Here is a 25,115-nt window from a genome sequence, read left to right on the forward strand (position 1 = left end):
TTCGTAAACGAAGGTTTACAGGTGGCTACTTGTACGCTGAGGGTAGAAAAATAACAATTTATGAGAGGTGAAAGTAATGAACTTTTTTGACAATGTAAATAAGTATGCAAATGAATACCATAACTTACAGGCAAATCCTGAAGTAGCATGTGAAAAAGAAATGCCAGGTAAGGCTTTCTTTGTTGAGGATAATAACATTTTAGCGATTCCTAGAGAAGATGGGGATTGTAGATACCCATTTGGTCAAAATGGATTTAATTACTGGGTATATGCATCGGGTTATCTTCATAGTAACGAAGGACTTTTCTCTCCATACCTTAGAGCCTCAGAAGGACAAGAACCTAAAATTGCTTTCTTTGCAGGATTCAAAGGGGAAGAGCATTACAAAGTTATTCCTATTTTATCTGTGCCAGTGATGGATGAGCATGTCCAAACAGAAAGATACACTGTCTTTACTAAGGCGAGTGCATACTATATAACAGAAGCAGAAGGGATTACGTTTGCAATCCGTACTTTTGTAGATGCCAACAAGAAGATGTACTATACAGTATCTGCAACAAACAATACAGATGAAAAGAAAACTTTCTTTGTATCTTCCTACTTTAATCCATTCCTTAAAAATGCTGTAATGGAAGGTGCTGAAAATCGTTGGTTTAGACAAGCTACAGTACTTCCTGCAAATGAAGGACAAAATCTTGATAACTTTTTAGTTGAAGTATATGAAGAAAGAGAGAGAGGGGCGATGGCTCCAAACTATGGTGTGTTTATCAGAAACCTTACATTAAGTGAAGGGGCAAAACTTATAAAATCTGAAGAAACAGCATCTCGTAATGATTATGTAGGCGGCGTAAGAAGTTCACTGCATACGCCGGCTGCTCTATATAAGGGGACATTTGGGGAAACTAAGAAAGTTACAACCTTCACAGAAGTATCTATTGCAGCAGATATGCTTCATATAGAATTAGATGGAAAAGCAAGTATGCGCGAAGATATTGTTATGACTTATTGTTTTGAAGATGAAGAAATGGAAGTAGCTATTCATGCAGTGCCAGCACCAGAGGTGATTGATGGTGCAGAAGTCGAGATCATCAATGAAGAGGCACAGCGTGGTGGTGCTATGAAAGCTAAATTTGGCAAACGTCTCCGTGGGGAAATTAAAGAAGAAGTGTTCAATGCATTCTTTGAGCATCTTAAGAAACAAGTTGAGTTCTGCTCTGTTATTAAAGGCTATATTCAACTTTCAAGCTTCTCACTTATTGGAATCCGTGACGTATTCCAAGCGCTTGAAGGTTTGGTATTCTATGAGCCAGAAGTTGCAAGAGACAAAATGATTGAGGCACTTAACTTTGTACAGCCAGATGGTCGTTGTCCAAGACAATATTCTCTTCCAAGATTTGAAGGGGATACACCTAACATGGACCTTAGACCTTTCATTGACCAAGGAGTATGGGTCATCTCTACAATTGCAACATACCTTCGTTTCACACAAGATTTTAACTTCTTAAATGAAACCTGTGGATACTATGACTTTGTAAATGACAAAGCACATCTTGCTAAGAAATTAGACAAGACAAGTTCAGTACTTGATCACTTGTTTGATATGATGAACTACCTTCTTACAAATCGTGACCATGAGTACACAAAATGTGTATGTGCCCTTTATGGAGATTGGAATGATGCGCTTGATGGTCTTGGTGTAAGTAAACATAAAGACCGTGAATATGGTACAGGTGTATCTGTTATGGCAACACTTCAAGTTTACCAAAACTGTTATGAAATGATTGAATTACTTGAAATCTTAGGTGCAGACCAATATGCAGATAAAATTGATGAGTACAAACAAGCAATGGCTGAAATTGAAGAAGGCCTTACAAAATACGCTATTATTGCTAATGAAGCGGGTGAAAAACGGCTGGTACATGGATGGGGAGATGAAAGAAGCTACTTTGTAGGCAGTTTTGATGACCCAGATCATGAATCTCGTGATGGTATTACTTCAAATGCTTTCTGGGTACTTGCAGGTATGTACGATAAAGATATGAGTATCAAAGAAACGATTCTTAATGCGTATGACCGCTTAGGGTCAAAATATGGTTTAAAAACATTCCAACCTCACTTTGAAAAAGGTACAACAGGGGTAGGACGTATTCCAAACTTACCAAAAGGTACAGCAGAAAATGGTGCAGCATATATCCATGCAAGTACATTTGGGGTAATGTCGCTCTTTAGAATGGGTGAAACAGACCGTGCATGGGATGAACTTTCAAAATGCCTACCCTTTACACATGAAACAGTATCAGTATCACCCTATGTTATGCCTAACTCCTATGGTTTTAATGAAGAAAAACAAATTGATGGCGAATCTATGCAAGACTGGCAAACAGGTAGTTCAAATGTTGCGCTTAAAACGTTCATTCGTTTCGTATTTGGTGTAGAGCCACAATATACAGGACTTTGGATTCAACCATCAATGGACATTCCATTCGAAACAACAGCATTTGAACTTAAAGTAAGAGGGACTCACTTAGTACTTAAATATAGTAACCATGAAACAGGTAAACGTATCTTCAAAGTTAATGGTGAAATACAAGAAGGAATTTACGATAACGTAATGAAATTGGAAAAATTATGGTTAAATAACAACTTTATTTCAAATAATAAAGAAATTGTAGTAGAAATTCTTGACTAATTTGTTGGTTAGAGTAAAAATAAAATAAGAAAGTATTTTTAGGCACTTTTTACGAGTACCTAAAAGTATGTAAAAAGGAGGGATACAATGAAAGCTATAGTAAATGGTAGAATTTTATTTGATGGACAAATAATAGAAAATAAAGCTTTATTATTTGAAGATAAAATAATAGGAATAGTAGATATACAAGAAATGTCACAAGATGTAGAAATAATTGATGCTAAGGGGCACTACGTAGCACCAGGATTTATTGATATACATATCCATGGGTATGACACAAAAGATACTATGGATGGCACAGAAGAGGCTATTCGTACGATTGCTAAGGGTATTGCCCAAAATGGTGTAACCAGTTTCTTACCAACGACTATGACTATGTCAAAAGAAGAAATCATCACTGCATTAGAAGTGTGTAGAACAGTGAAAGCACAAGGTAGTGAAGGCTCACAAGTACTTGGTGTACATATGGAAGGTCCATATATCAATGAGGCCTTTAAAGGTGCTCAAAATGGTAAGTATATTCAAGAACCTAATGCGGATGCCGTTCAATTTGTAAAAGACTATCAAGATATTGTAAAACTCATTACGATTGCACCAGAGATAGAAGGCGCAAATGAATTTATTAAAGAAATTTCCAACAATACTGGTATTGCCTTATCTATGGGACATACAAAAGCAGACTTTAATCAAGCAATGGAAGGTATTGAAGCAGGGATTACTCATACAACACACCTTTTCAATGCTATGACACCATTACACCATCGTAATCCAGGTGTAGTAGGTGCAGCACTTGCTTCAGAAAAAGTAAGTTGTGAAATGATTTGTGATACGATTCATGTTAACAAGGGCCTTTACCCACTCGTTATGAAAGCTAAAGCACCAGATAAATTTGTACTTGTTACAGACTGTATGTGTGCAGGAGGCTGCAAAGATGGTGAATATGCTCTTGGTGGACAAGCTGTATTTGTAACAGAAGGAAGTGCACGTCTTCAAGATGGTACATTAGCAGGTAGTGTGCTTCGTCTAAATGAAGCACTTAGAAATGTGATTGAGCATACTGAATATGGCGTGGAAAAAGCAATTGAATTTGCTACAATCAATCCAGCTAAGACGATTAAGGTAGATGCATTTAAAGGAACATTAGATACTGGAAAAGATGCAGACATTATTTTCTTTGATGATGCTGTAAATATTAAATATGTAATTAATAGGGGGAAAACAATCCATGAAAACAATTAAATTAAACGATATGACAATCTACGTAACAAAAAATTATGATGAAATGAGCCAAAAAGGTGCTGAACTTATTGCTGAGCTTTTAAAAGCTAAACCAGAAGCAAACTTAGGTTTAGCTACTGGTGGTACACCAGTAGGTATGTACAAAGAGCTTATTGAAATGAACAAAAAAGGGGAAATTAGTTTCAAACAAGTTTCTTCATACAACTTAGATGAATACTACCCAATTGAAAAAACAAATGACCAAAGCTATGACTACTTCATGAAAGATAACTTATTTAATCATGTAGATATCGATCTTAACAATACGCATATTCCAAATGGTATGGCTGCTAACTCTGCTGAAGAAGGCAAAGCCTATGATGAACTTGTACGTGCTATCGGTGGTGTAGATGTTCAAGTGTTAGGAATTGGTGGAAATGGACATATTGGTTTCAATGAACCATGTGAGGTATTTGATCCTATTACACATCAAGTAACATTAGATGAAAGAACAATCCAAGATAATGCTAGATTCTTCAACTCAATTGAAGAAGTACCAACACAAGCAATTACAATGGGGATTGGGACAATCATGACAGCTAAAAGCATCTTACTTTTAGCAAGTGGTAGTGGTAAAGCACCAATCATCAAAGAAATGCTTTTAGGAAAAGTTACACCACAAGTTCCAGCATCTATTTTGCAATTCCACAAAGATGTAAAAGTTGTTTTAGATGAAGATGCAGCAGCAGAACTTTTAAGTGAAATTAAATAAAAATATAATACTATAGTTTAGTTATCTAGTAGATGTTGACAATGAAAAAATAGTTCGTTATAATCTTATTAGATAATTAATATAGTTACAAGTGTGTTACTGATACGATCAGGCATAAACTTTATTTTTTCCAAATATGAGGAGAAGGTATTGTTTATGCCTTTTTATTTTTCAGTAATAAATCCGGGGAAATCTTAGCAAAATACATAAATAGTATTTAATAAATTTAAGGAGGAACATATTATGAAACAATTAGTAGTAACAGTTCAAGGCGAAGCAGGATTACATGCAAGACCAGCAGGAGTACTTGTTAAAAAAGCAGGAGAATTTACATCTAAAATTACAATAGAAAAAGAAGGTAAATCAATCGATGCAAAAAGATTACTAGCTATTCTTTCTTTAGGTGCTAAAAAAGGAGACCTCATTACAATTACAGCTGATGGTGCAGATGAAGACAGTGCAGTAGTTGCAATTAAAGAAGTAATTGAAGCAAACCACTAGAATATAGGAGTTGACATGATGATATTAGATGGCATGGGGGCTTCTAGCGGTGTAGCTATTGGCAAAGTATTTATTAAAAAACAAGGTACAGCTACTGTTCCAAATACAAAAATAGAGAATGTGGAAGCAGAAATTAAGCGTTTTGAAGAAGCCAAGGTAGAAGCATTAACAGAGCTTCAAGGGTTGTATGAAAAAGCATTACAAGAAGTAGGTGAAGAACACGCAGGCATTTTTGATGTACATCAAATGCTCGTACAAGACTTAGATCTTCATGATCAAGTTGTAAGTGTGATTACAGAAGATAAATATAATGCAGCCTATGCCGTGAGCAGTGCAGCTGTAGTCATTGCAGGCATGTTTGAATGTATGGAAGATGCTTATATGCAAGAACGTGCTGCTGATATACGAGATATTTCAAAACGACTTATTGGTATCTTAACAGGCGAAAGAGAAATAGCCTTAGCCGATTTAGATGAACCAGTTATTTTAGTAGCTAAAGATTTATTCCCATCTGATACCATTCAAATGAATAAAAAGTTTGTTTTAGGCTTTATCACTGAAGACGGTGGGAAGATGTCACATTCGGCTATTTTAGCAAGAACAATGCAAATTCCAGCCATCGTAGGTGTAGAAAGTGCATTGACAAAGTTTAAAAATGATGAAATCATTATTCTTAACGGGAAAGACGGAAAAATTTATACTGAGCCAACACCAGAGATGTTAGCACAGTGGACTACAGAGCAAGAAAAGTATAAACATGACAAAGAAGCATTACAGGCACTTGTGGGTACTGAAAATAGAACATTAGATGGTGTGCATATTGAAGTAAATGCAAACATCGGTAGCCCAGAAGATATTGACAATGTACGCTCAAATGATGCTAAAGGTATTGGGTTATTTAGAAGTGAATTCTTATATATGGATGGCAATGCATTACCAACAGAACAGATACAATATGAATCTTACAAAAAAGTTTTAGAAGCAATGGAAGATCGTGTAATTATTAGAACATTAGACGTAGGTGGAGACAAAGAGCTTCCTTACTTAAATATTCCAAAAGAAGATAATCCATTTCTAGGGTATCGTGCAATTCGTGTATGCTTAGACCAGCCAGAGCTTTTCAAAACTCAGCTTCGTGCCCTTTTAAGAGCGAGTGTACATGGTAAATTAGGTATTATGTTCCCAATGATTGCTACAGTAGATGAAATCAAGGCGGCAAGAACAATATTAGAAGCTACCAAACAAGAGCTTATTGCCCAAGGCCAAGCAGTAAGTGAAGACATTGAAGTAGGGATGATGATTGAAACACCGGCAGCAGCATTAGTGTCAGATTTACTTGCAAAGGAAGTAGACTTCTTTAGTATTGGAACAAACGACCTTACACAATATACAATGGCAGTAGATCGTATGAATGCTAAAATAGCTCATTTATATGACACACATAACTTAGCAGTTTTAAGAAGTATTAAAATGATTGCAGACAATGCACATAAAGCAGGTATTTGGGTTGGGATTTGTGGAGAATCAGCAGCAGACACGACATTAACAGAAACATATCTTGCAATGGGAATTGATGAGCTCTCTGTAAGCGCACCTTCTGTACTTGAAGTAAGAAAAAAAATACAACAAGTAGATACACGTACAGCTAAAGCAACATTAAATCTGTAGGAGGTAGGGAGAATGGAGTACCAAATCATAAAAGTGTTTAATAATAATGTGGTGTTAGCAAGTCAGGAGCAAGATCAAGTTATTTTAGTGAGTAAAGGTATTGGTTTTGGCAAGAAAATAGGTGACACCATTCAAGAAAATACTAATATTGAGAAAGTATTCCATGAGCTTTCGCCAGATGCAGAGCGTTTAGATTTAAAAGGTATGAATGCTTTTAATCTCAAAATTAAGACGCTTACCCATAAAATTATTCAAATTGCAGAAGAAAATTTAGGTTCTTTAAACGAAAATAGTGAGAAGATGCTCAAAGAGCATATTGAATTTGCTATTGAACGTTTAGGAATGGGTCTAACGATAGAAAATCCTTTCACGCGTGAAATTATTACTTTATATAAGAAGGAATTTGAAATTGCAGGTATTGCAAGAAAGTATATTGAAGAGACTATAGGTATTGACATAGGAGAAGAAGAACAAGGATTCATTGCACTTCACCTCCGTTCTGCAAGGAAGAACAAATCAGTCAATGAAATTATGAGGATGACGCGTGTTTATAAAGATTGTCTACAAGTTGTAGAACAGGAATTAAAAGTAGATATCAATATAGAAGAGCGTGTCAAAGAGGAGTTTCTCAAGATGCTTAGGTTCTATATCGAACAAGGAAGCAAAGATGTAGAAATGAAGCTAAAAAAAGAAGTAGGGAAGCAGTTAAAACCTACTTATAAGGTTGCTCAGTTAATAGGGAAATATCTTGAGAAAGAGTGTCATATCACACTAGGTGAAGGTCTTATAGCTTATATGGCAGTAGATATACAAAAGCTTATTTCTTTGCAAACCATCTAATAATAATTGTTTTTAAACAAGGAGGCCCTAATATGTTTAACTTTTTTAATAAACTCAAAGGTATTGAAATCATTTCTCCAATGACAGGAGAGGCAATTGATTTATCACAAGTACCAGATCCAGTATTCTCAGAAAAAATGGTAGGAGATGGTATTGCTATTATTCCAACTGAAAATAGAGTAGTAGCACCTTGCGATGGTAAGATTGTGCAAATCTTCCCAACTAACCATGCAATCGGTATTGAAACAACTACAGGCCTAGATTTACTTATTCATATCGGAATTGATACAGTAGACTTAAAGGGTGAAGGATTTAAAAGGCTTGTAGAAGAAGGCGATACAGTTAAAATGGGCGATCCTATTTTAGAAATAGATATTAAACGTATTCAAGAGCTTGGCAAACCACTTACATCTCCAGTTGTTATTACAAATGCAGATGAAGTAGAATTTAAAAGCCGCGCGACAGGTAAAGTTGAAGCAGGTAAAAGTATTGCAATGAATATAAAGAAAACCAAATAAAGTTAATAAACATGAAAACAGTAGATGCAGATCTACTGTTTTTTTATAACTTTTTATAAAATGGACAAGTTAGTGATTGGAGATATTTGGAAGATGATTGAAAATTAAAGTTTGAAATATATAGAAAACATGTAAATGTGCATAATGAATAAGGAAATATAGAATGAAAGTAGTCACTAAGTGCTAAATAAAAATAAGATTAAATCAGTTGTATTAGTAACTATAGCTTGACAAAGATAAATAATAGACATATAATAATTATGTAACAATTACTTAATAAATATAACATTTAAAAATAGATGAATGAAATTCAGGAGGGAAATCAATGACTATCAAACAATTTATGGGTATTACGGTATTATCAGTTGTCGGATTAGGAAGTAGTACTTATGGGAATACGATAGAAAATGTAGCACCTCAACAAGTGATGACACAAGAGGGGTTCGTATTAACAAGAGATGCAAAGGTATTAGGCAATATTGCAAATGTATCGGCGGTAATAAGTGCGCCATTAATAGATGAAGATATAGTAGGAGACATGTCAAATCAAGAAGGACTTGTTTCAAGAGTTATTGTAGATGAAGCAACAGTAAGAAGAGAACCCAATCCAGAGTCTGATATTGTTAACTTTATTGCGAAAGATGTACCTGTATTTGTAACAGAAAGAATTGATAATTGGTACCACATTCAAATTGAAGGTATTGATGGATACATATATAAAGAACAATTAAATGAAGAAACTTTAAATTTAATTCCTTACATAAAGACAAAAGAAGAAGAGGAAGTAAAAGTAAAAGCTGAAGACTATTTAGGTGAAGAAGTCATTAGCTATGCAAAACAATTTTTAGGTAATCCTTATGTATATGGTGGAAATAGCCTAACAAGAGGTGCTGACTGTTCAGGATTTGTTCAACAAGTTTATAAGAACTTTGATATTGACTTACAACGCAGCTCAAGATCACAATTTTCAAGTAATGGTGTTAAAGTAAGTAAGAGTGATTTATTACCAGGAGATCTTGTATTCTATGGATTTAACGGGAATATTGATCATGTAGCAATCTATGTAGGTAATGGTTCAATTATCCATGCGAGTACACCTAAAACAGGGATTACAATGGGTGAATTAAATTATGGCAAACCGATTATTGGTATTAAACGTGTAATTAAATAGATATATTTTAAGAGGCATCTATACAGCAATGTATAGATGCCTCTTTTATTCATTTAAAGAGCGAAGAAATGAATAAATTTAGAAGAATAGAAAAAACTAGAAGAAAATATGTTGTGATGGATAATGGAGGTTAAAAGGTGAAACGTAAAAATATATGGGTAGTAATAGTGAGTATCATATTAATAGTGAGTCAGGTTGCTGTACAGGCGAGACTCTTGCCAATTTATTCAGTTTTTACTCATGAGAAGCAAGTGGCACTTACCTTTGATTGTGCTTGGGGTGCAGATGATATTGAGGATATTTTGAGTACGTTAAATCAAGAAGGGGTTAAGGCAACCTTTTTTATGGTAGGAGATTGGATGCGAAAGTATCCTGATGCGGTCAAACAAATTGCTGGAGCGGGACATGATATAGCAAGTCATTCAGATAAGCATCCACATGTTACCGAGATGTGTAAGGAAGATATTAAAAAAGATATGCGATTTGCCCATAATACAATTAAGGAACTCACAGGGAAAGAGGCTAATCTCTATCGTGCACCTTATGGTGAATATAACGATGCAGTAGTAGAGGCAGCAACTGAAAGTGGGTATTATATTATTCAATGGGATGTAGATTCTCTAGATTGGAAAAACTATGGAAAGCAAGAAATGATCGATCGCGTTTTGAAACATAAAAATTTAGCACCAGGCTCTATTGTTCTTTTGCATAATGCTACAAAGTATACAAAGGATGCTTTAGCAGAGATTATTCAAGGATTGAAATTAAAAGGATATGAAATAGTACCTGTTTCACAACTTATTATTAAGGATGAGTATACTATCGACCACACGGGAAGACAGTATAGAAAATAGATGAATTAAAAAGAGCCTGCTACATAAAGTAGCAGGCTTATATATTATACCTAAAAGGGGTATAAGCTTATGTCATAAAAGAATGAGAGAGATTTAAATATTGATTATAAAAGTCAAGTTGTGTTTGAAATGCTGGAAGCATTAATTCATCTAGATGTCTACTAATTAAGAGTACTTCCTCTGATTGTAAGTTATACTGTCCGTCTATGATGGCTTGCACAAGTTGTTTTTTGGCTTCTAGAATAGTTTGATGATCTAGCGTTGTATCATGCATGCAGTTTCGCCTCATTTCAAAAGAGTGTTAACATGGTGTTACTAAGCTGCCTACACTATAAAATATGCCAGTAAATGCAAAAAGGTTCCTATTAACTACATCCAGTGGTTGTACCACATTCAGCACAGACTTTACAGGTTCCATTTTTTATGAGTTTGGTGCTTCCGCAGTTAGCACAAAGTTCACCTTCAAGTTCCAAGTCAGCTTCAACATGTGCAGAAGTTGTAGAGGGTGAGATCATCTCTAGAGGTTGGGCAGATGCAGGAGAAGTTATAGTAGCCGGCTTGACTTGGCAATATGTAAAATCACCAAGTTCAATATCTATAATTTTACTAATTAAATCAGAGATAGAATCTACACGTTTAATATAAGGGTGACCACCAACAAAGCCGCTAGGCTCAAATTTTTGGCCTCTATACATTTTAGAAATGTCGTGAGCAGGAACGCCATATTGAAGCATTTCTGAAATAGTCGTAGAAATACTGTCTAAGAGTCCTTTAACAAGAGAGCCTTGTCTACCAGCAGATACGTAAATCTCACCTAGTTTACCACTGTCAAAGAAAGATACAGTGATGTAGAGCTTAAGTCCATTAATTTCAGCCTCATGGACATGAGCTTGGCGGATGCCAGTAGGTTTAGTGCGAATAGGTGTATAGTGCTTTTCAGGATGTTTGACATAGTCTAAAAGCTCGTGATAAGAGAGGTCTTCTAATTTTTTAGTAGCAGATGTAGCATTGGTAGAGCTGAGCGGTTGAGAAGCTTTACAACCATCACGATAAAGCGCAATAGCCTTAACACCTAATGTAGAGGACAGACGATAAATGTAAGATACATCTTCCACTGTAGCATCTTGTGGTAAATTTACAGTTTTTGAAATGGCTCCAGATACATGGGGGGTAAGTGCGGCCATCATTTTAACATGTGCCTCTGGACTAATGAAGCGTTTGCCGGTGCCACATTTATTAGCAGTATCAAATATAGCATAATGTTCTTCTTTTAAGTAAGGAACCCCTTCTATTTTGCCGTCAAGAAGGATGCTGTAACCGTCATGATCTTCTTTTTGCATAATGTAGTCTGTAATAGATTGAATTTCTTTTTCACTATACCCTAGTTTTTTCAATGTCATTGGTAAAATAGGGTTAGCAATCTCCATAAATCCTCCACCAACTAACTTTTTATAAGTTACATGGCTGAAGAAAGGTTCGGAGGAAGTGGTTGCACAATCCATGGCAAAGGCAATGGTACCTGTTGGGGCAAGAACAGAGACTTGTGCATTACGATAACCATAACGTTCGCCAGAGGCTAGGGCTTGTGTCCAAACGGTTTTAATCGTATCACTTAAGTTGGTTTGACCGAGGCTTACTAATACATCATGAGAGAGGGTTAAAGGTGTATAGTCTAAGCCCTCAAACTCAGGTGTAGAAAGTGGAAGGTTACTGCATCTTGCATGATTTCTTAAGACACGCATCATATGAGGTTTATTGGACTCAAAATAAGTGAAAGGACCAACTTCTTTTGCCATAAGAGAAGAAACGTAGTAAGCATAGCCTGTTACAAGACTCATAAGACTGGCTCCAATTGTACGTGCCGCTTCACTGTCATAGGGGATGCCCATCAACATAAAGAGTGCACCTAAGTTGGTAAGCCCAAGACCCGTTGTTCTAAAGTGATAAGAACGCTCAGCAATTTCTGGTGTAGGGAATTGGCCATGGTGAATCGTTGCTTCGAGTACCATTTGAATAAGCATGATGCAGTGTAGATAGCCGTCTAAATCAAAACAATCGGATTCGGCATTATAAAACTTGAGTACATTGATACTTGCTAGGTTACAGGCCGTATCATCTAAGAACATATATTCTGAGCAAGGGTTACTTGCATGAATGCGGTTAGAAGGGTCTGTAGCATCCCCATTTTCTCCAGCAGGACATGTATGCCATGCATTGATGGTATCATCAAATTGGATCCCAGGGTCACCACATTTCCAAGCGGCATGAGTAATATTACTCCATACATCCTGTACTGAGAGTGTGGCGTGGATCGTTTGGTCTAAGCGATTGATTTGAGTGAAGGTGGCTTCGGGGGTATCTAGTGCTTTCATAAAGGTATCTTTGACACGAATAGAGTTATTAGCATTTTGTCCAGACACTGTAGCATAAGCGTCACCATCAAAGTGAGTATCATAGCCCATTTTTCCAAGAGCAATGACCTTATCTTCTTCTTTACATTTCCAGTTAATGAAATCTAGTGAATCTGGGTGTTCTAGGTCTAGAACATTCATTTTAGCAGCACGCCTTGTCGTACCTCCAGATTTAATAGCGCCTGCATTGCGATCAAATACTTTTAAGAAACTCATAAGTCCAGAAGATTTGCCTCCTCCAGAAAGAAGTTCGCCTTCACCACGTATAGGAGACCAGTTTGTGCCAACGCCTGAACCATATTTGAAGAGTCTGGTTTCTGTAGTGAGTTGGTCAGTAAGTGATTTATGTCCTAAAAGGGAATCCGTAACACTGACTATGAAGCAAGCTGAGCCTTGGGTTCTTGTATAGGCATCTTTGGCTTCCACAACACATCCTTGGGTTTCGTCAAAGTAATAATGCCCTTGTCCTTCACCTGTAATGTCATAAGAGAGTGCAAGGCCTGTATTGAACCATTGAGGACTATTTGGTGCCCACATTTGTGCCAGCATCATATAAGCGAGTTCGTTGTAGAAAATGTGCTTAGTAGTATCATCTATAATGCCCTCATCAGCGGCTGAATTGACCCAAAAGTTGACCATACGATGGACAATTTGTTTGAAGGAGGTCTCATGTCCTATTGCAGTAGGTACCCCACTTTTTCTGAAGTATTTGCTTACAATGATATCGCAAGCAGATTGAGAGAAGTGACTTGGAAATTCCAAGTCAGTCATATGTATTAAGACCTTACCTGTAGCATAGTCTGTGAGATGTACACTCACCTTTTTCCAATGGAATAGGTCATAGACAGTCAGGTCAGTATCTAGTTGCTTGGTAAAGTGGGGGTTTAATAAATTTTTTAACATAAGATAATCCTCCAAGAATTTATTTTTAACAATAATTACTTTTATTTAACTCTTAATCTATCATAAAAAGAATAAAATGACAAGAATAATAAAGTGACATATATAGTACTAATGTATGATTAAAAGTCAATATATATACATTTCATAAGGATTGCCAATGTTTATAGAACATAAAAATCTATTGAATGTAAACACTAATGACACAATCATATCTTTAGCTTTACATAACAGGAGGTTGCTTATGATTACGTTAGCTGTAAACAGTGGAAATGAAAGCAGTAGAAATGCGCTACAACTTATTTATAATCAAAGTAGACAAAATGGAATGCATACAATACACATTAAGCCACAAGATACCTCCGTTTATTTTAATCACAAAAAAATATCTTTACGCAGTTATATTGAACATTTACAAAAAAGAGAAGCACCGGACTTACTTATTGTAGAACTGACAAAAGAGGCACTTGAAAAGGCTGTTTATGATCAGCTTAGATTCAATGTAGCACTCTTTTTTGATAAACCATCTACAAAACATATATTGAGTAAAAATGGCATTTATACAAGGCTTTTTAAGCTTATCCGAGCGAGTTATTATATTATTCCAGAAAGTTATCACCACAAAGATCAAAGGTATATTACTTATGGATGGAGTGAGGCAGCTAATATATCGGCTTCAAGTGCAGAGTTACAAGTGAATGGGAGCCTGAGTGTACAATGCTGTGTAAATCCTACAACATCAGCAAGTGAGATAAAAAGTATGCGAGAATTTACAGTAGAGGTACCCTTTAATGATGTAGAAGCAACATTGGCTAGCGTAGCAACTATGCTGATTTATGGAATAAAAATAAATTAGAATAAATTTTAAAAATATGTAATAAACTTGTACAAAAGTTAATATAAATGATAGTGACAAAAGAATTAGTGCACAATAAAAAGAGGATAAGGGAGAGGTGTAAGATGATAGAACACATATTAGAAAATAATGAGGTACTCATAATCGGAAAAGCTGTAAGCGAACTTACCTACAGCCATAAAGTATATGGAGAAGGATTTTATAGTTTTAACTTAGAAGTGCCTAGGTTAAGTGACTCCGCAGATATTCTACCAGTTACAGTATCTGAAAGACTTTTGGCATCACTTGGAAATATTGAAGGTAAAATTTTAGATATCACAGGACAATTTAGATCCTATAATCAGTATGAAGAAGGAAAAAATCGTCTGATTTTAACTATATTTGCATTAGAAGTTAAAGAAGTTTCAGAAGAAGAAATGAAAAAAAATAAAAATACTATTTATCTAAGTGGATTTGTGTGTAAGGATCCTGTGTATCGTACAACACCTTTTGGTAGAGAGATTACAGATTTACTTCTTGCTGTTAATCGTTCTTATCATAAATCTGATTACATACCATGTATTACGTGGGGAAGAAATGCAAGGTATGCACAAGGTCTTAAAACAGGTGCTCATATTGAATTATGGGGTAGAATCCAGAGTAGAGCGTACCAAAAGAAAGTAGAAACAGGTGAAGCTATTAGTAAAGTAGCCTATGAAGTTTCTATTTCTAAGATGGAAATCTTGGATGAAAAAGGTGTTGTTCCAGAAGCAGAATCAAGTAATTAAATAAAATGATAGAGGTGTAGATAAAACTACACCTTTTTTGATGGAAAAATTCTTTATTTTAAGGTATAATCTATTAGATAAGAAAGGGAGAGACTATGTATACACTGGTTAGACAAAAGAGAAAAACAATGACCATTTCTATTCAGGATGATTTAACTGTTTTAGTAAAAGCACCTATTGGTATAACTAAACAATCTATAGATGTATTTGTGAGTAAACACCAAGACTGGATCGAGAAGACCATTCAAGCAAAAACAGTACAAGCAAATAAGCGGGATTGGTTAAGTAATGGAGAAATTTTATACTTGGGGTCCTATCGAAAGGTGTATATAGAGGAAAAGTTAGGAGTTAGCCCTAATGTTTGTGTAGCCAAGGAACAGTTTATTATCACAACACCGAATAAAAATGATACCTTTCTTATAAAAAAGCAGGTAGAAACGTATACTAAAGAACAAGCATTGGAGTTAGTCACCCAGTTTGTTCAAATGTATAGTCATTTGCTTGGATGTCAGTACAAAAGCATTACTATTAGAAAACAGAAAACAAGATGGGGAAGTTGTTCTGCAAAAGGTGCATTATCTTTTAATGTAAGGTTAATGGGCGCACCATTAGATGTAATAAGCTATGTAGCCTTACATGAAGTAGCACATCTTATTCATTTTGACCATAGTGTAGCCTTTTGGCATACTATAGAAGCAGTAATACCAGATTATAAAATAAGGCAAGACTATTTAAAAAAGCATGCAAATATTTTAGACATATAATTTAAAGAGGTGACAATAATGAAACAGGGACTTACACAGATTTACTGTGGGCCGGGTAAAGGAAAGACAACAGCAGTCATTGGGCTAGGGATACGTGCATTAGGAAATAACCTTAAAGTCATTATGATTCAATTTCTTAAAAATGATAATACAGGAGAATGTAAGCTACTCAAGACACTTGAACCAGGATTCAAAATTTTTCACTTTGAAAAGGAAAGAGGTTTTACTTGGACTTTGACCGAGGAAGAAAAGGGTGAACTTGTACAGGAAATCCACATGGCACTCAAGTTTGCCAAAAAGGTAATGGATACAGGTGAGTGTGATATCTTAATTTTAGATGAAATTTTAGGGGTACTTCAACTTGGATTTGCGGATGTTGAAGAAATTACACAGCTTATAGATGAAAAACCAGAGTTTATGGAACTTGTACTCACTGGGCGTAACTTGCCAGATGAGATTAAAGAAAGAGCAGATTATGTAAGTTGCATTGATGCAGTAAAGCATCCAATGGAACAAGGTATTCGTGCAAGAGCAGGGATAGAGTTTTAAAGATAAAAATGACAAAAGATGAAAATAAGAAGAGATAGAGTAGTAAAGAAGTCCTCTGTAACTAGACTAAAAATTCTAGTTACAGAGGACTTTGTTATTGGTCTAATAAGTGTTCCATATTGTAGAGGCCAGCTGATTTATGAGCTAAGAAGCTAGCTGCTTTAAGTGAGCCTACAGCAAATACTTCCTTAGAAGCTGCAGAGTGGGATAAAGTGATGACTTCATCGTTTCCAGCAAATAAAATATCATGTTCGCCTACGATAGTACCACCTCGAACAGCATGGATCCCAATTTCATTTTTAGGACGTTTTTCACGTACATTAGAACGGTCATAACGAAGCGTATGTGTTTCATCTAATGTATCTGTAATGGCATTGGCAATAGCTAGAGCAGTGCCACTTGGTGCATCTACTTTTTGATTGTGGTGTTTTTCAATGATTTCAATATCAAAGCCACAATCAGCAAGCACTTCAGTTGCACGTTTTGCTAGATTAATTAAAAGATTTACGCCTAAGGACATATTAGCAGAGAAGAATACAGGGATTTGCTTACTTGCTTCGTGTAAGAAATCCACATCTTCTGTAGAAAGTCCCGTTGTACAAACAACAACAGGGATATTCTTTGAGATAGCATGTTCAAGAAGCGGTTTTACAGCGTTTGCAGTTGAAAAGTCTACAATGACATCTACTGGAATCGTACAGTTTTCAATGTGGTCAAATACAGGAAAGCTATTTGGTACGGAAAGATTAGGGTCTACACCTGCTACGATGTTTAAGTTAGGATGGTCTATAATAATGCGTGTGATGGCTTGCCCAATTCTTCCGTTACAACCATGTAATAATATATTGGTCATGTGTGTCACCCTTTCTATAAGAAATTAATCAATAAGTGATGCTGCGCGAAGCGCGGCTTTAACTTTTTCTTCGTTGGCTGGTTCTAAATTAGTAAGAGGTAATCTACATGGACCAACTTCAAATCCCATGTAGTTTAATGCAGCCTTAACAGGGATCGGATTAACTTCACTAAAGAGGGAATCAATAAGAGGAAGGTAATCTAGTTGAAGGTTAAGTGCAGCGCGTGTTTGACCTTGGAGGTATAAGTTTACAATGTCGTGGGTTTCTTTTGGAATAACATTTGAAAGTACAGAGATAACCCCTTTTCCACCAAGTGAAAGTACAGGGATGATTTGGTCATCATTACCTGAGTAAATAGCAAAATCAGGACCACATAAACGTGCAATTTGTGCGACTTGTGAAAGGTTGCCACTCGCTTCTTTAATGCCGACTACATAGTCACGATTAGAAAGCTCATAAACTGTTTCAGGTGCAATGTTAACACCTGTTCTAGAAGGCACACTATAAAGAATCATAGGCACATTTGTTGCTTTACCAATTGCATCAAAATGTTCAATAAGACCTTTTTGAGTGGCTTTGTTGTAGTAAGGTGTAACTTGGAGGACACCATCTACACCAAGTTCACCAGCACGTTTAGTGAGTGTGATGCCATGGCGCGTGTCATTGCTACCTGTTCCTGCAATAACAGGGACACGGCCTTTTGTACGTTCTACAGCTACTTTAATGCATTCAAGTTGTTCGGCGTCTGTCATGGTAGAAGCTTCACCTGTTGTGCCACAAATAATGATGGCATCTGTGTAATTATCTATTTGAAAATCAATAAGTTCTTCTAATTTACTAAAATTAATACTTCCGTCTGTATGGAATGGTGTAATGATTGCTACACCTGCTCCTTCAAAAATTGCCATTTATCTATCAGTCCTTTCAATCTACATCATGTGTGCAATAATCCATTCAGCGATTTGAACAGCATTGCTTGCAGCACCTTTGCGAATATTATCAGCTACAACCCACATGTTCACACCGTTATCAATGCTTTCATCACGGCGAATACGTCCAACAAAGACCTCATCGTGATCAGTTGCATTGATTGCTAATGGATAGACATTATTGGCAACATCGTCTTGAATAACGATGCCATCACCTTTTGCAAGTACATCTTTAAGTTCATTTATCTCAAATGGTTTATTAAGTTCGACATTAATACTTTCACTATGACTGTTAAAAACAGGCACACGTACAGTTGTAGAAGTGATGCGAAGTGATTGGTCACTAAATATCTTACGTGTTTCTTCTACCATTTTCATTTCTTCTTTTGTATAACCATTGTCTAAGAATACATCAATGTGTGGCAAACAGTTGTTTGCAATAGGATGAGGGAATTTTTTAGGTGCATGACCTTGAAGGCCTTCTTCTAAATCATTCCATCCACCCATACCAGCACCTGATACGGCTTGGAAAGTGGTGTAAACAATTCTCTTGATACCATAGTATTCATAGAGTGGTTTAAGTGCAACAACTGCTTGGATAGTTGAGCAGTTAGGATTTGCAATAATACCTTTATGATTTTTAATGGCTTCGGGGTTAACTTCGGGTACAACTAGAGGCACATTTGGATCCATACGCCAAGCAGAACTATTATCGATGACGATACATCCACTTTCAGCAGCAATAGGTGCAAATTTTTCGCTTGTGCTACCACCAGCTGAGAAGAGTGCAATATCTACTTGGTGTTCTTTGAAACTTGTTTCAGTAAGTTCTATAACAGTGTATGCCTTACCCATGAAAGTAAGTGTAGAACCTGCTGAACGGGCAGATGCAAATACGTAGAAATTCTCAATCGGTAATTTTTTTTCTTCTAATACTTTTAAAAATGTACGCCCTACCATGCCTGTTGCGCCTACAACAGCTAAATTAATTTTTTTCATAATTAAATCCTCCCTAAAATTATTCAAATAATAAAAGCCAGCTTAAGAGGTAAGCTGGCTGTGAATCCAAATGATGTAAAATAATTTTTAAAAATCATTTACAAAAATCATTTAAACACAGTAGCACACCACCTATTGTATAGCAAAAGGTGACAGTTGTATAGCTGTTGGCTATACACCCAGGAATAAAGGGTACAAGCAGTTTATTCCTTCGGCGATTCATCCTTTCCAATTTAATCAAGTCTCCTTGTAAAGATCATAAATTGTACTGATAAGCATCGCGCCTCTACGTGATTGAACAAATTAATATTTAATTGTGTCTAATGATAGCATGGGTTGTGAATTGTGTCAAGGTTATAAATAATAAAAACAATTATAGAAAATTTTGCAGTTAGTTATACTGCCAATATTATATGATAAAAAACAGATACAATGCATGAAAATATAAAAAAGTAGGGTGAGGGTGTATAATTTTGTGAAAAATTATCCATACTGTAAAACATGAATACACGAAAAGGAAGGGTATATTATGAAAAATACTGATAATACAAAAGAAAAATTATTTGATGCACTTTCACCAGATCAAAAGATGAAACTTGAGATTGCAGAAGAATTAGGACTTTTGGACAAAGTTCAAAAAGATGGGTGGAAGAGCTTAACACCGAAGGAAACAGGACGAATTGGTGGACTTATGACCAAGAAAAAACGTGAGCTTAAAAATAAAGAGAGTGAAGCATAAACTCAGCTACTAAGGACAATCAAAATTGAATGATTTAGAGCAAAATAGTAGTACATTCTTATAGAGTGTGCTACTATTTTTTTACCTTTTATTTCTACAGAAAAAATGTTAAACTAATACAACTAATGAAAGATGAAAGAGGTGGTGGAGTATGCGCAAGATTATACATGTGGATATGGATGCTTTTTTTGCACAAGTAGAAATGCGGGATAATCCACATCTTCAAGGAAAGGCTATTGTTGTAGGAGGGAATCCAGAAGAACGCGGCGTTGTAGCGACTTGTTCTTATGAAGCAAGAAAGTATGGCATTCATTCAGCAATGCCTTGTAGAACAGCTAAACAACTTTGCCCATATGTACAATTTGTAAGGCCTCGTTTTGAAGTCTACAAGTCGGTTTCTACTCAAATTGGTGAAATCTTTAAAAGGTACACAGATAAGGTAGAGTTTTTATCTTTAGATGAAGCCTTTTTAGATGTAACGGAGAATAAGAAAAATATGGCTTCAGCTACGTACATAGCTAGGGAGATTAAATCAGCCATATGGAATGAATTGTACTTAACAGGTTCAGCAGGTGTATCCTACAATAAGTTTTTGGCGAAAGTTGCATCTGACTATGAAAAACCCAATGGCCTTACTGTGATTACACCGGATAAGACACAGGCATTATTGGATCACTTACCTATTGGTAAATTCTTTTTAGTAGGTAAGGTAACAGCTGAGGAACTAAAAAAGATAGGTGTACACTATGGAAGAGATTTAAGAAACTTAGAGCTTAGTTACTTGGTAAGTGTGTTCAAGAAAAGGGGATATCTTCTCTATGATTTTGCAAGAGGCATTGATGAACGGGAAGTAGAATGCTCAAGGGTGCGCAAATCAATAGGGGCAGAAACAACCTTTAATGAGGACTTGCCTCTAAATAGTGAAGCTGCAAGGCAGGTCTTAAAGGCATTAGCAGAAGAGGTAAGTATGCGTGTTAAAGGTAGAGGTGTATGGGGAAAAAATCTTACGCTAAAGGTGAAGTTTAGTGATTTTAGCCAAATCACAAGAAGTATGATGACAAGTTACCCTATAGTAGAGGCAAAAGATATACTCATTTATGTGGAGCAATTGCTGAATAAAGTGGATAACCTAGATGAAAAAGTGAGACTACTGGGGATTACTTTATCCCATCTCCTAACAGATGAAGAACGACTTCAGGAGAATATCTCCTTATTTGAGTATATGGAGAGCCTTAGATAAAACAAATGATGAGCAAATAAACCATGAGGAATAAGATACCTCATGGTTTATTTGTGAGTTGAAGGGAGAAAAAATTATGTCTATCCTTAATATACTCCTTTTCGTGTGAGTTATGATAGGGGTATGCAGAATATTTTATGAGATAAGGAATGAATCTCTTAATATACGTCAAACCTATTGTATAAAGTAGGATGAATCGATGCGTAGGGACAAATTACATTTGCATAGAAAAAATAGCTAGTGTACAATAAAGTTTAGTCATCATATAAAGAGGTGGAGAATTGGACATTTATAATGATTTTGCAATGATTTATGACACTTTTATGGAAGATACACCTTATGTACAATGGGTAGATTTTATAGAAAGTATAATGAAAGAACAAGGCGTTAAACCTAAATTGATTTGTGATTTAGGATGTGGTACAGGAACTATGTGTGAACACTTTGCAGATAGAGGCCTAGATGTAATTGGAATAGATGGTTCAGAAGAAATGCTTATGATTGCACGCGAAAAAGAATTAGAAGCTGAACGAGGCATCTTATACTTGATGCAAGATATGACTGAATTTGAACTTTATGGTACAGTAGATGTTATTTATAGCAGTTGTGATAGTATTAATTATCTCATGGAAGAGGAAAAAGTACTTTCTATGTTTAAGTGGGTAAATAATTACCTTGAGAAAGATGGCTTATTCATCTTTGATGTGAATTTACCTTATAAATATAAGACACTTTTGGGTGACAAAGTTTTTGCAGAGCAGACAGAAGATGCCGCTTATATTTGGGAAAACTATTATGATGAAAAGCAACACATTAATGAGTTTTATGTTAGCTTTTTTGTACAAGATGAAGAAGGTCGCTATGATAGGTTTGAAGAAGTGCATTATCAAAAAGCGTATTCAGCAGAATGTATTAAACAAATCATTGAACAAGCAGGCATGGAGCTTGTAGCGATTTATGATGATTATACACATAAACCATATAATGAAGAAACGCTACGTGCGACATTTGTGGCAAGAGAAAAACAAGTAGACGGCAAAGTTTACGTGGATTAAGGAGGACATAATGGAAAATTATATCGTTAGAGGAACAGACCGTAATAGACAATTTAGATTTTTTGGTGCAAACACAACAGGTATTGTCAATGTAGCAACAAGTCACCACGGTACATCACCCGTTGTATCAGCTGCGCTTGGGCGTACAATGACTGGTGCACTTATGATGGGTGCGATGCTTAAAAATGATTCAGACCGTGTATGTGTGATGATTAGAGGGGACGGCCCAATTCAAGGAATCACAGTAGAAGCAGATGCTAAAGGAAATGTTAAAGGTTATCCTCATCAAGCTGTGGTAGATATTCCACAAAAGGAAAATGGTAAGCTTGATGTAAGTGGTGCAATCGGTAATGCTGTCATGACTGTAACAAAAGATATTGGAATGAAAGAGCCTTATACAGGACAAGTGGCAATGCTTTCAGGTGAAATTGCAGAAGACTTTAGCTTTTACTTTGCAGTATCCGAACAAACGAATACTGTTGTCATTTTAGGTGTATTGATTGAGCGTGACTATAGCATTAAACAAGCAGGTGGAATTATTATTCAAGTACTTCCCGATGCTACAGATGAGGCTATTAGTGAAATAGAAGCAAGACTTAAGAGCTTTACATCTTTAACGCAATGTATGGAAGAGGGCAAATCAATTGAAGATGTGATTAAAATGCTTCTTGGAGACGACATTGACATTATGGATAAGACTGATGCTAGATTCTATTGTGATTGCTCAAAAGAACGTATGGAGCGTGCATTGATTAGCTTAGGTAAACAAGAGCTTACTAATATTGCAAATGATGAACAAGAGGATCTAGAACTTGTCTGTCACTTCTGTAATACAAAATATGCTTTTGATAAAAAAGCTATTAAAGAAATTGTAGATGAGCTATAGAAAAGTGAAAAGTTTTACAAATCTCTATAGAATTGATGCAAATATAACAAAATATAAGTTGGAAACAAGGTGCTAATAGATTAATTGCACAAAAGAAGATTTTAAATAGTTGACATGTTTTACCATATTTGCTAAACTATTTATAGCAGATATCAAATGGGTTGTTACTGGTAAAGCAGGCAAAACCAAATTTTGGAGACATCAAAGAAAACATATTTTTAAATTAAAAAATTATGTTCTTTCTATATGTATTCAGGATTTGGTTTTTTTGTTTTTCTGGGGATGTTGGATATCAGGCATAGTAATAAAAAAAGAGATCTCCTCAGTAGAGGAGGTACAAAAAAGGGGGAAAATAATATGATGAAGTATCTTCAAAAACTAGGTAAATCATTAATGCTTCCAGTAGCATGTTTACCAGTTGCAGGTATCCTTATGGGAATAGGATATGCGATTGACCCGAACATTATGATCACAGGAGATGCCAACGTAATTGCTACATTTTTAGTTAAAGCAGGTGGAGCTTTAATTGATAATATGGCTATTCTTTTTGCAATTGGTGTAGGTATCGGTATGGCTGATGATAAAGATGGTACGTCAGCACTTGCAGCATTAGTATCATGGTTAATGATTACAAAGCTATTATCAACAGGGACAGTTGCAGCGCTTACAGGGATGGAAGCAAATGCAGCATTTGGAAAAATTGAAAACCAATTTATAGGTATTCTTGCAGGTATCATTGGTGCAGCATGTTATAACAAATTTAAAAATACAAAGTTACCAGATTTCTTATCCTTCTTTAGTGGTAAGCGTTGTGTAGCTATTGTTACAGCGACGGTCAGCTTAGTGATGGTTCTCATCTTATTCTTTGTATGGCCTATCCTTTATACAGGGCTTGTATCTCTTGGTAAAGCAATCTTAAGTACAGGTGCAGTTGGTGCAGGTATTTATGCATTCCTTAACCGTTTACTTATTCCAGTAGGTCTTCATCATGCACTTAACTCTGTATTCTGGTTTGATGTTGCAGGGATCAATGACTTAGGAAACTTCTGGGCAGGTACAGGTACACGTGGTGTAACAGGTATGTACATGTCAGGATTCTTCCCAGTTATGATGTTTGGTTTACCAGCAGCAGCTTTAGCTATGTACCACACAGCTAAAGATAATAAGAAAAAAGTAGCATTTGGTCTATTAAGTGCAGCAGCACTTTGTTCATTCTTCACAGGTGTTACAGAACCTCTTGAATTTGCATTCATGTTCTTAGCGCCAGTGTTATATTTAATTCATGCAATCTTAACAGGTATATCAGCATTCGTAGTTGCTTTATTACCAGTAAGAGCAGGGTTCAACTTCAGTGCAGGTCTTGTAGACTTAATACTTAGTCTTAAGGTACCAATGGCAATGAATCCATTAATGTTAATTCCAATCGGTTTAGGATTTGGGGTAGTTTACTACGCAGTATTCAGATTCTTCATCACTAAATTCAACCTTAAAACACCAGGTAGAGAAGATGATGATATTGAAGATGATGAAATGAAAGCAACACTTTCTAACAATGACTACACAGCAGTAGCCAAAACAATTTTAGAAGGTCTTGGTGGAAAAGGTAATGTGGCATCTATTGATAACTGCATTACACGTTTAAGACTTGAAATCAAAGATTACACATTAATTGATGAAAAGAAAATTAAAGCTGCAGGTGCACGTGGTGTGATGAGACCTAGCAAAACAAGTGTCCAAATTATTATTGGAACACAAGTACAATTCGTTGCAGATGAATTAACAAAACTTTGTAAATAGATCAAAGGGATAAAAAGGGAGATGCCTAAGGCATCTCCCTTTTTTAGGTGGTTTTTCATCATTCACTAAGTGCTTTAGAACAAAAACAGATAGAAATAAAAATATTCTTAGAGGACATTTAGGATTAGGTAAATTGAA

At 35.8% G+C, this 25,115-nt stretch carries 23 protein-coding genes and 1 riboswitch; of the genes, 18 read left to right on the forward strand and 5 right to left on the reverse strand.

All coding sequences use genetic code 11. The features are described 5' to 3' along the window. Positions 1-76 precede the first annotated feature (76 nt). The 9 genes from RRY75_RS05935 to RRY75_RS05975 all read left to right on the forward strand — a co-directional run bounded on the left by RRY75_RS05935 (position 77) and on the right by RRY75_RS05975 (position 10,231). On the forward strand, positions 77-2,689 hold the full coding sequence (locus tag RRY75_RS05935; protein ID WP_332493212.1) for a GH36-type glycosyl hydrolase domain-containing protein: 2,613 nt from the start codon (positions 77-79) through the stop codon (positions 2,687-2,689). An 87-nt stretch (positions 2,690-2,776) separates the two neighbouring features. Further along, positions 2,777-3,928 carry an N-acetylglucosamine-6-phosphate deacetylase gene (gene nagA / locus RRY75_RS05940; RefSeq protein ID WP_332493211.1) on the forward strand — a complete coding sequence of 384 codons (1,152 nt, stop codon included), beginning with the start codon at positions 2,777-2,779 and terminating at the stop codon, positions 3,926-3,928. Between the two features lie 10 nt (positions 3,929-3,938). Continuing rightward, a complete protein-coding gene (nagB, locus tag RRY75_RS05945) occupies positions 3,939-4,679 on the forward strand; it encodes a glucosamine-6-phosphate deaminase (RefSeq protein ID WP_334309727.1) in 741 nt (246 codons plus the stop codon). A 243-nt stretch (positions 4,680-4,922) separates the two neighbouring features. Next, a complete protein-coding gene (locus RRY75_RS05950) occupies positions 4,923-5,180 on the forward strand; it encodes an HPr family phosphocarrier protein (RefSeq protein ID WP_332493209.1) in 258 nt (85 codons plus the stop codon). A 15-nt stretch (positions 5,181-5,195) separates the two neighbouring features. After that, complete coding sequence (gene ptsP / locus RRY75_RS05955) at positions 5,196-6,848, forward strand: phosphoenolpyruvate--protein phosphotransferase (protein ID WP_332493208.1); 1,653 nt, start codon at positions 5,196-5,198, stop codon at positions 6,846-6,848. Positions 6,849-6,860: 12 nt separating this feature from the next. Next, positions 6,861-7,688 (forward strand): PRD domain-containing protein, encoded by an 828-nt coding sequence (locus RRY75_RS05960; RefSeq protein ID WP_332493207.1) that lies wholly within the window; start codon positions 6,861-6,863, stop codon positions 7,686-7,688. A gap of 32 nt (positions 7,689-7,720) precedes the next feature. Continuing rightward, positions 7,721-8,206, forward strand: coding sequence for a PTS sugar transporter subunit IIA (locus RRY75_RS05965; protein ID WP_332493206.1), 486 nt, complete (start codon positions 7,721-7,723; stop codon positions 8,204-8,206). Between the two features lie 325 nt (positions 8,207-8,531). Then, entirely contained in the window at positions 8,532-9,377 is an 846-nt protein-coding gene (locus tag RRY75_RS05970; protein ID WP_332493205.1) for an NlpC/P60 family protein, read from the forward strand. Positions 9,378-9,514: 137 nt separating this feature from the next. Further along, positions 9,515-10,231, forward strand: coding sequence for a polysaccharide deacetylase family protein (locus RRY75_RS05975; protein ID WP_332493204.1), 717 nt, complete (start codon positions 9,515-9,517; stop codon positions 10,229-10,231). Between the two features lie 67 nt (positions 10,232-10,298). Here RRY75_RS05975 and RRY75_RS05980 read toward each other — a convergent pair whose 3' ends face one another. Both RRY75_RS05980 and RRY75_RS05985 read right to left on the reverse strand, forming a co-directional pair. After that, positions 10,299-10,505 (reverse strand): aspartyl-phosphate phosphatase Spo0E family protein, encoded by a 207-nt coding sequence (locus RRY75_RS05980; RefSeq protein WP_332493203.1) that lies wholly within the window; start codon positions 10,503-10,505, stop codon positions 10,299-10,301. A gap of 91 nt (positions 10,506-10,596) precedes the next feature. Beyond that, on the reverse strand, positions 10,597-13,545 hold the full coding sequence (locus tag RRY75_RS05985; RefSeq protein ID WP_332715952.1) for a vitamin B12-dependent ribonucleotide reductase: 2,949 nt from the start codon (positions 13,543-13,545) through the stop codon (positions 10,597-10,599). 241 nt (positions 13,546-13,786) lie between these two features. Here RRY75_RS05985 and RRY75_RS05990 point away from each other — a divergent pair, with 241 nt between their 5' ends. The 4 genes from RRY75_RS05990 (at position 13,787) to RRY75_RS06005 (ending at position 16,478) form a co-directional block, all read left to right on the forward strand. Next, positions 13,787-14,398, forward strand: coding sequence for a hypothetical protein (locus RRY75_RS05990; protein WP_332493201.1), 612 nt, complete (start codon positions 13,787-13,789; stop codon positions 14,396-14,398). A 104-nt stretch (positions 14,399-14,502) separates the two neighbouring features. After that, on the forward strand, positions 14,503-15,165 hold the full coding sequence (locus tag RRY75_RS05995) for a single-stranded DNA-binding protein (RefSeq protein ID WP_332493200.1): 663 nt from the start codon (positions 14,503-14,505) through the stop codon (positions 15,163-15,165). 95 nt (positions 15,166-15,260) lie between these two features. Beyond that, entirely contained in the window at positions 15,261-15,929 is a 669-nt protein-coding gene (locus tag RRY75_RS06000; protein WP_332493199.1) for a M48 family metallopeptidase, read from the forward strand. An 18-nt stretch (positions 15,930-15,947) separates the two neighbouring features. Beyond that, entirely contained in the window at positions 15,948-16,478 is a 531-nt protein-coding gene (locus RRY75_RS06005; RefSeq protein ID WP_332493198.1) for a cob(I)yrinic acid a,c-diamide adenosyltransferase, read from the forward strand. Between the two features lie 94 nt (positions 16,479-16,572). On the opposite strand, the gene dapB is transcribed toward RRY75_RS06005, so the two are convergent. Genes dapB through RRY75_RS06020 form a run of 3 tightly spaced genes read right to left on the reverse strand, consistent with a single transcriptional unit; the run spans position 16,573 to position 19,260 of the window. Continuing rightward, on the reverse strand, positions 16,573-17,331 hold the full coding sequence (dapB, locus tag RRY75_RS06010) for a 4-hydroxy-tetrahydrodipicolinate reductase (RefSeq protein ID WP_332493197.1): 759 nt from the start codon (positions 17,329-17,331) through the stop codon (positions 16,573-16,575). Between the two features lie 24 nt (positions 17,332-17,355). Further along, positions 17,356-18,240: a 4-hydroxy-tetrahydrodipicolinate synthase gene (gene dapA / locus RRY75_RS06015; protein WP_332493196.1), complete on the reverse strand. Its 885-nt coding sequence runs from the start codon at positions 18,238-18,240 to the stop codon at positions 17,356-17,358. A 21-nt stretch (positions 18,241-18,261) separates the two neighbouring features. Next, positions 18,262-19,260 carry an aspartate-semialdehyde dehydrogenase gene (locus tag RRY75_RS06020; RefSeq protein ID WP_332493195.1) on the reverse strand — a complete coding sequence of 333 codons (999 nt, stop codon included), beginning with the start codon at positions 19,258-19,260 and terminating at the stop codon, positions 18,262-18,264. A gap of 113 nt (positions 19,261-19,373) precedes the next feature. Further along, positions 19,374-19,557, reverse strand: a riboswitch (Lysine riboswitch). Between the two features lie 232 nt (positions 19,558-19,789). Between RRY75_RS06020 and RRY75_RS06025 the strand changes: the two genes are divergently transcribed. The 5 genes from RRY75_RS06025 (at position 19,790) to nagE (ending at position 24,977) form a co-directional block, all read left to right on the forward strand. Then, positions 19,790-19,999 carry a small, acid-soluble spore protein, alpha/beta type gene (locus RRY75_RS06025; protein WP_332493848.1) on the forward strand — a complete coding sequence of 70 codons (210 nt, stop codon included), beginning with the start codon at positions 19,790-19,792 and terminating at the stop codon, positions 19,997-19,999. A gap of 151 nt (positions 20,000-20,150) precedes the next feature. Then, on the forward strand, positions 20,151-21,239 hold the full coding sequence (gene dinB / locus RRY75_RS06030) for a DNA polymerase IV (RefSeq protein ID WP_332527372.1): 1,089 nt from the start codon (positions 20,151-20,153) through the stop codon (positions 21,237-21,239). Between the two features lie 281 nt (positions 21,240-21,520). Continuing rightward, the gene (locus tag RRY75_RS06035; RefSeq protein WP_332493850.1) at positions 21,521-22,294 is read left to right on the forward strand and encodes a class I SAM-dependent DNA methyltransferase; all 774 of its coding nucleotides are present in this window, start codon (positions 21,521-21,523) and stop codon (positions 22,292-22,294) included. Positions 22,295-22,304: 10 nt separating this feature from the next. Continuing rightward, the gene (gene hslO, locus RRY75_RS06040) at positions 22,305-23,180 is read left to right on the forward strand and encodes an Hsp33 family molecular chaperone HslO (protein ID WP_332493852.1); all 876 of its coding nucleotides are present in this window, start codon (positions 22,305-22,307) and stop codon (positions 23,178-23,180) included. A 357-nt stretch (positions 23,181-23,537) separates the two neighbouring features. Next, positions 23,538-24,977: an N-acetylglucosamine-specific PTS transporter subunit IIBC gene (nagE, locus tag RRY75_RS06045; RefSeq protein WP_332493854.1), complete on the forward strand. Its 1,440-nt coding sequence runs from the start codon at positions 23,538-23,540 to the stop codon at positions 24,975-24,977. Positions 24,978-25,115: the final 138 nt, after the last annotated feature.

This window comes from Niameybacter sp., from assembly GCF_036655075.1.
Lineage (GTDB): Bacteria > Bacillota > Clostridia > Lachnospirales > Cellulosilyticaceae > Holtiella.

What these genes read in the sequence shown, in the direction of transcription:
- RRY75_RS05935 (WP_332493212.1), top strand. Translation starts at nt 77, where the DNA reads ATGAACTTTTTTGACAATGTAAATAAGTATGCAAATGAATACCATAAC.
- nagA (WP_332493211.1), top strand. Translation starts at nt 2,777, where the DNA reads ATGAAAGCTATAGTAAATGGTAGAATTTTATTTGATGGACAAATAATA.
- nagB (WP_334309727.1), top strand. Translation starts at nt 3,939, where the DNA reads ATGACAATCTACGTAACAAAAAATTATGATGAAATGAGCCAAAAAGGT.
- RRY75_RS05950 (WP_332493209.1), top strand. Translation starts at nt 4,923, where the DNA reads ATGAAACAATTAGTAGTAACAGTTCAAGGCGAAGCAGGATTACATGCA.
- ptsP (WP_332493208.1), top strand. Translation starts at nt 5,196, where the DNA reads ATGATGATATTAGATGGCATGGGGGCTTCTAGCGGTGTAGCTATTGGC.
- RRY75_RS05960 (WP_332493207.1), top strand. Translation starts at nt 6,861, where the DNA reads ATGGAGTACCAAATCATAAAAGTGTTTAATAATAATGTGGTGTTAGCA.
- RRY75_RS05965 (WP_332493206.1), top strand. Translation starts at nt 7,721, where the DNA reads ATGTTTAACTTTTTTAATAAACTCAAAGGTATTGAAATCATTTCTCCA.
- RRY75_RS05970 (WP_332493205.1), top strand. Translation starts at nt 8,532, where the DNA reads ATGACTATCAAACAATTTATGGGTATTACGGTATTATCAGTTGTCGGA.
- RRY75_RS05980 (WP_332493203.1), bottom strand. Translation starts at nt 10,505, where the DNA reads ATGCATGATACAACGCTAGATCATCAAACTATTCTAGAAGCCAAAAAA.
- RRY75_RS05985 (WP_332715952.1), bottom strand. Translation starts at nt 13,545, where the DNA reads ATGTTAAAAAATTTATTAAACCCCCACTTTACCAAGCAACTAGATACT.
- RRY75_RS05990 (WP_332493201.1), top strand. Translation starts at nt 13,787, where the DNA reads ATGATTACGTTAGCTGTAAACAGTGGAAATGAAAGCAGTAGAAATGCG.
- RRY75_RS05995 (WP_332493200.1), top strand. Translation starts at nt 14,503, where the DNA reads ATGATAGAACACATATTAGAAAATAATGAGGTACTCATAATCGGAAAA.
- RRY75_RS06000 (WP_332493199.1), top strand. Translation starts at nt 15,261, where the DNA reads ATGTATACACTGGTTAGACAAAAGAGAAAAACAATGACCATTTCTATT.
- RRY75_RS06005 (WP_332493198.1), top strand. Translation starts at nt 15,948, where the DNA reads ATGAAACAGGGACTTACACAGATTTACTGTGGGCCGGGTAAAGGAAAG.
- dapB (WP_332493197.1), bottom strand. Translation starts at nt 17,331, where the DNA reads ATGACCAATATATTATTACATGGTTGTAACGGAAGAATTGGGCAAGCC.
- dapA (WP_332493196.1), bottom strand. Translation starts at nt 18,240, where the DNA reads ATGGCAATTTTTGAAGGAGCAGGTGTAGCAATCATTACACCATTCCAT.
- RRY75_RS06020 (WP_332493195.1), bottom strand. Translation starts at nt 19,260, where the DNA reads ATGAAAAAAATTAATTTAGCTGTTGTAGGCGCAACAGGCATGGTAGGG.
- RRY75_RS06025 (WP_332493848.1), top strand. Translation starts at nt 19,790, where the DNA reads ATGAAAAATACTGATAATACAAAAGAAAAATTATTTGATGCACTTTCA.
- dinB (WP_332527372.1), top strand. Translation starts at nt 20,151, where the DNA reads ATGCGCAAGATTATACATGTGGATATGGATGCTTTTTTTGCACAAGTA.
- hslO (WP_332493852.1), top strand. Translation starts at nt 22,305, where the DNA reads ATGGAAAATTATATCGTTAGAGGAACAGACCGTAATAGACAATTTAGA.
- nagE (WP_332493854.1), top strand. Translation starts at nt 23,538, where the DNA reads ATGATGAAGTATCTTCAAAAACTAGGTAAATCATTAATGCTTCCAGTA.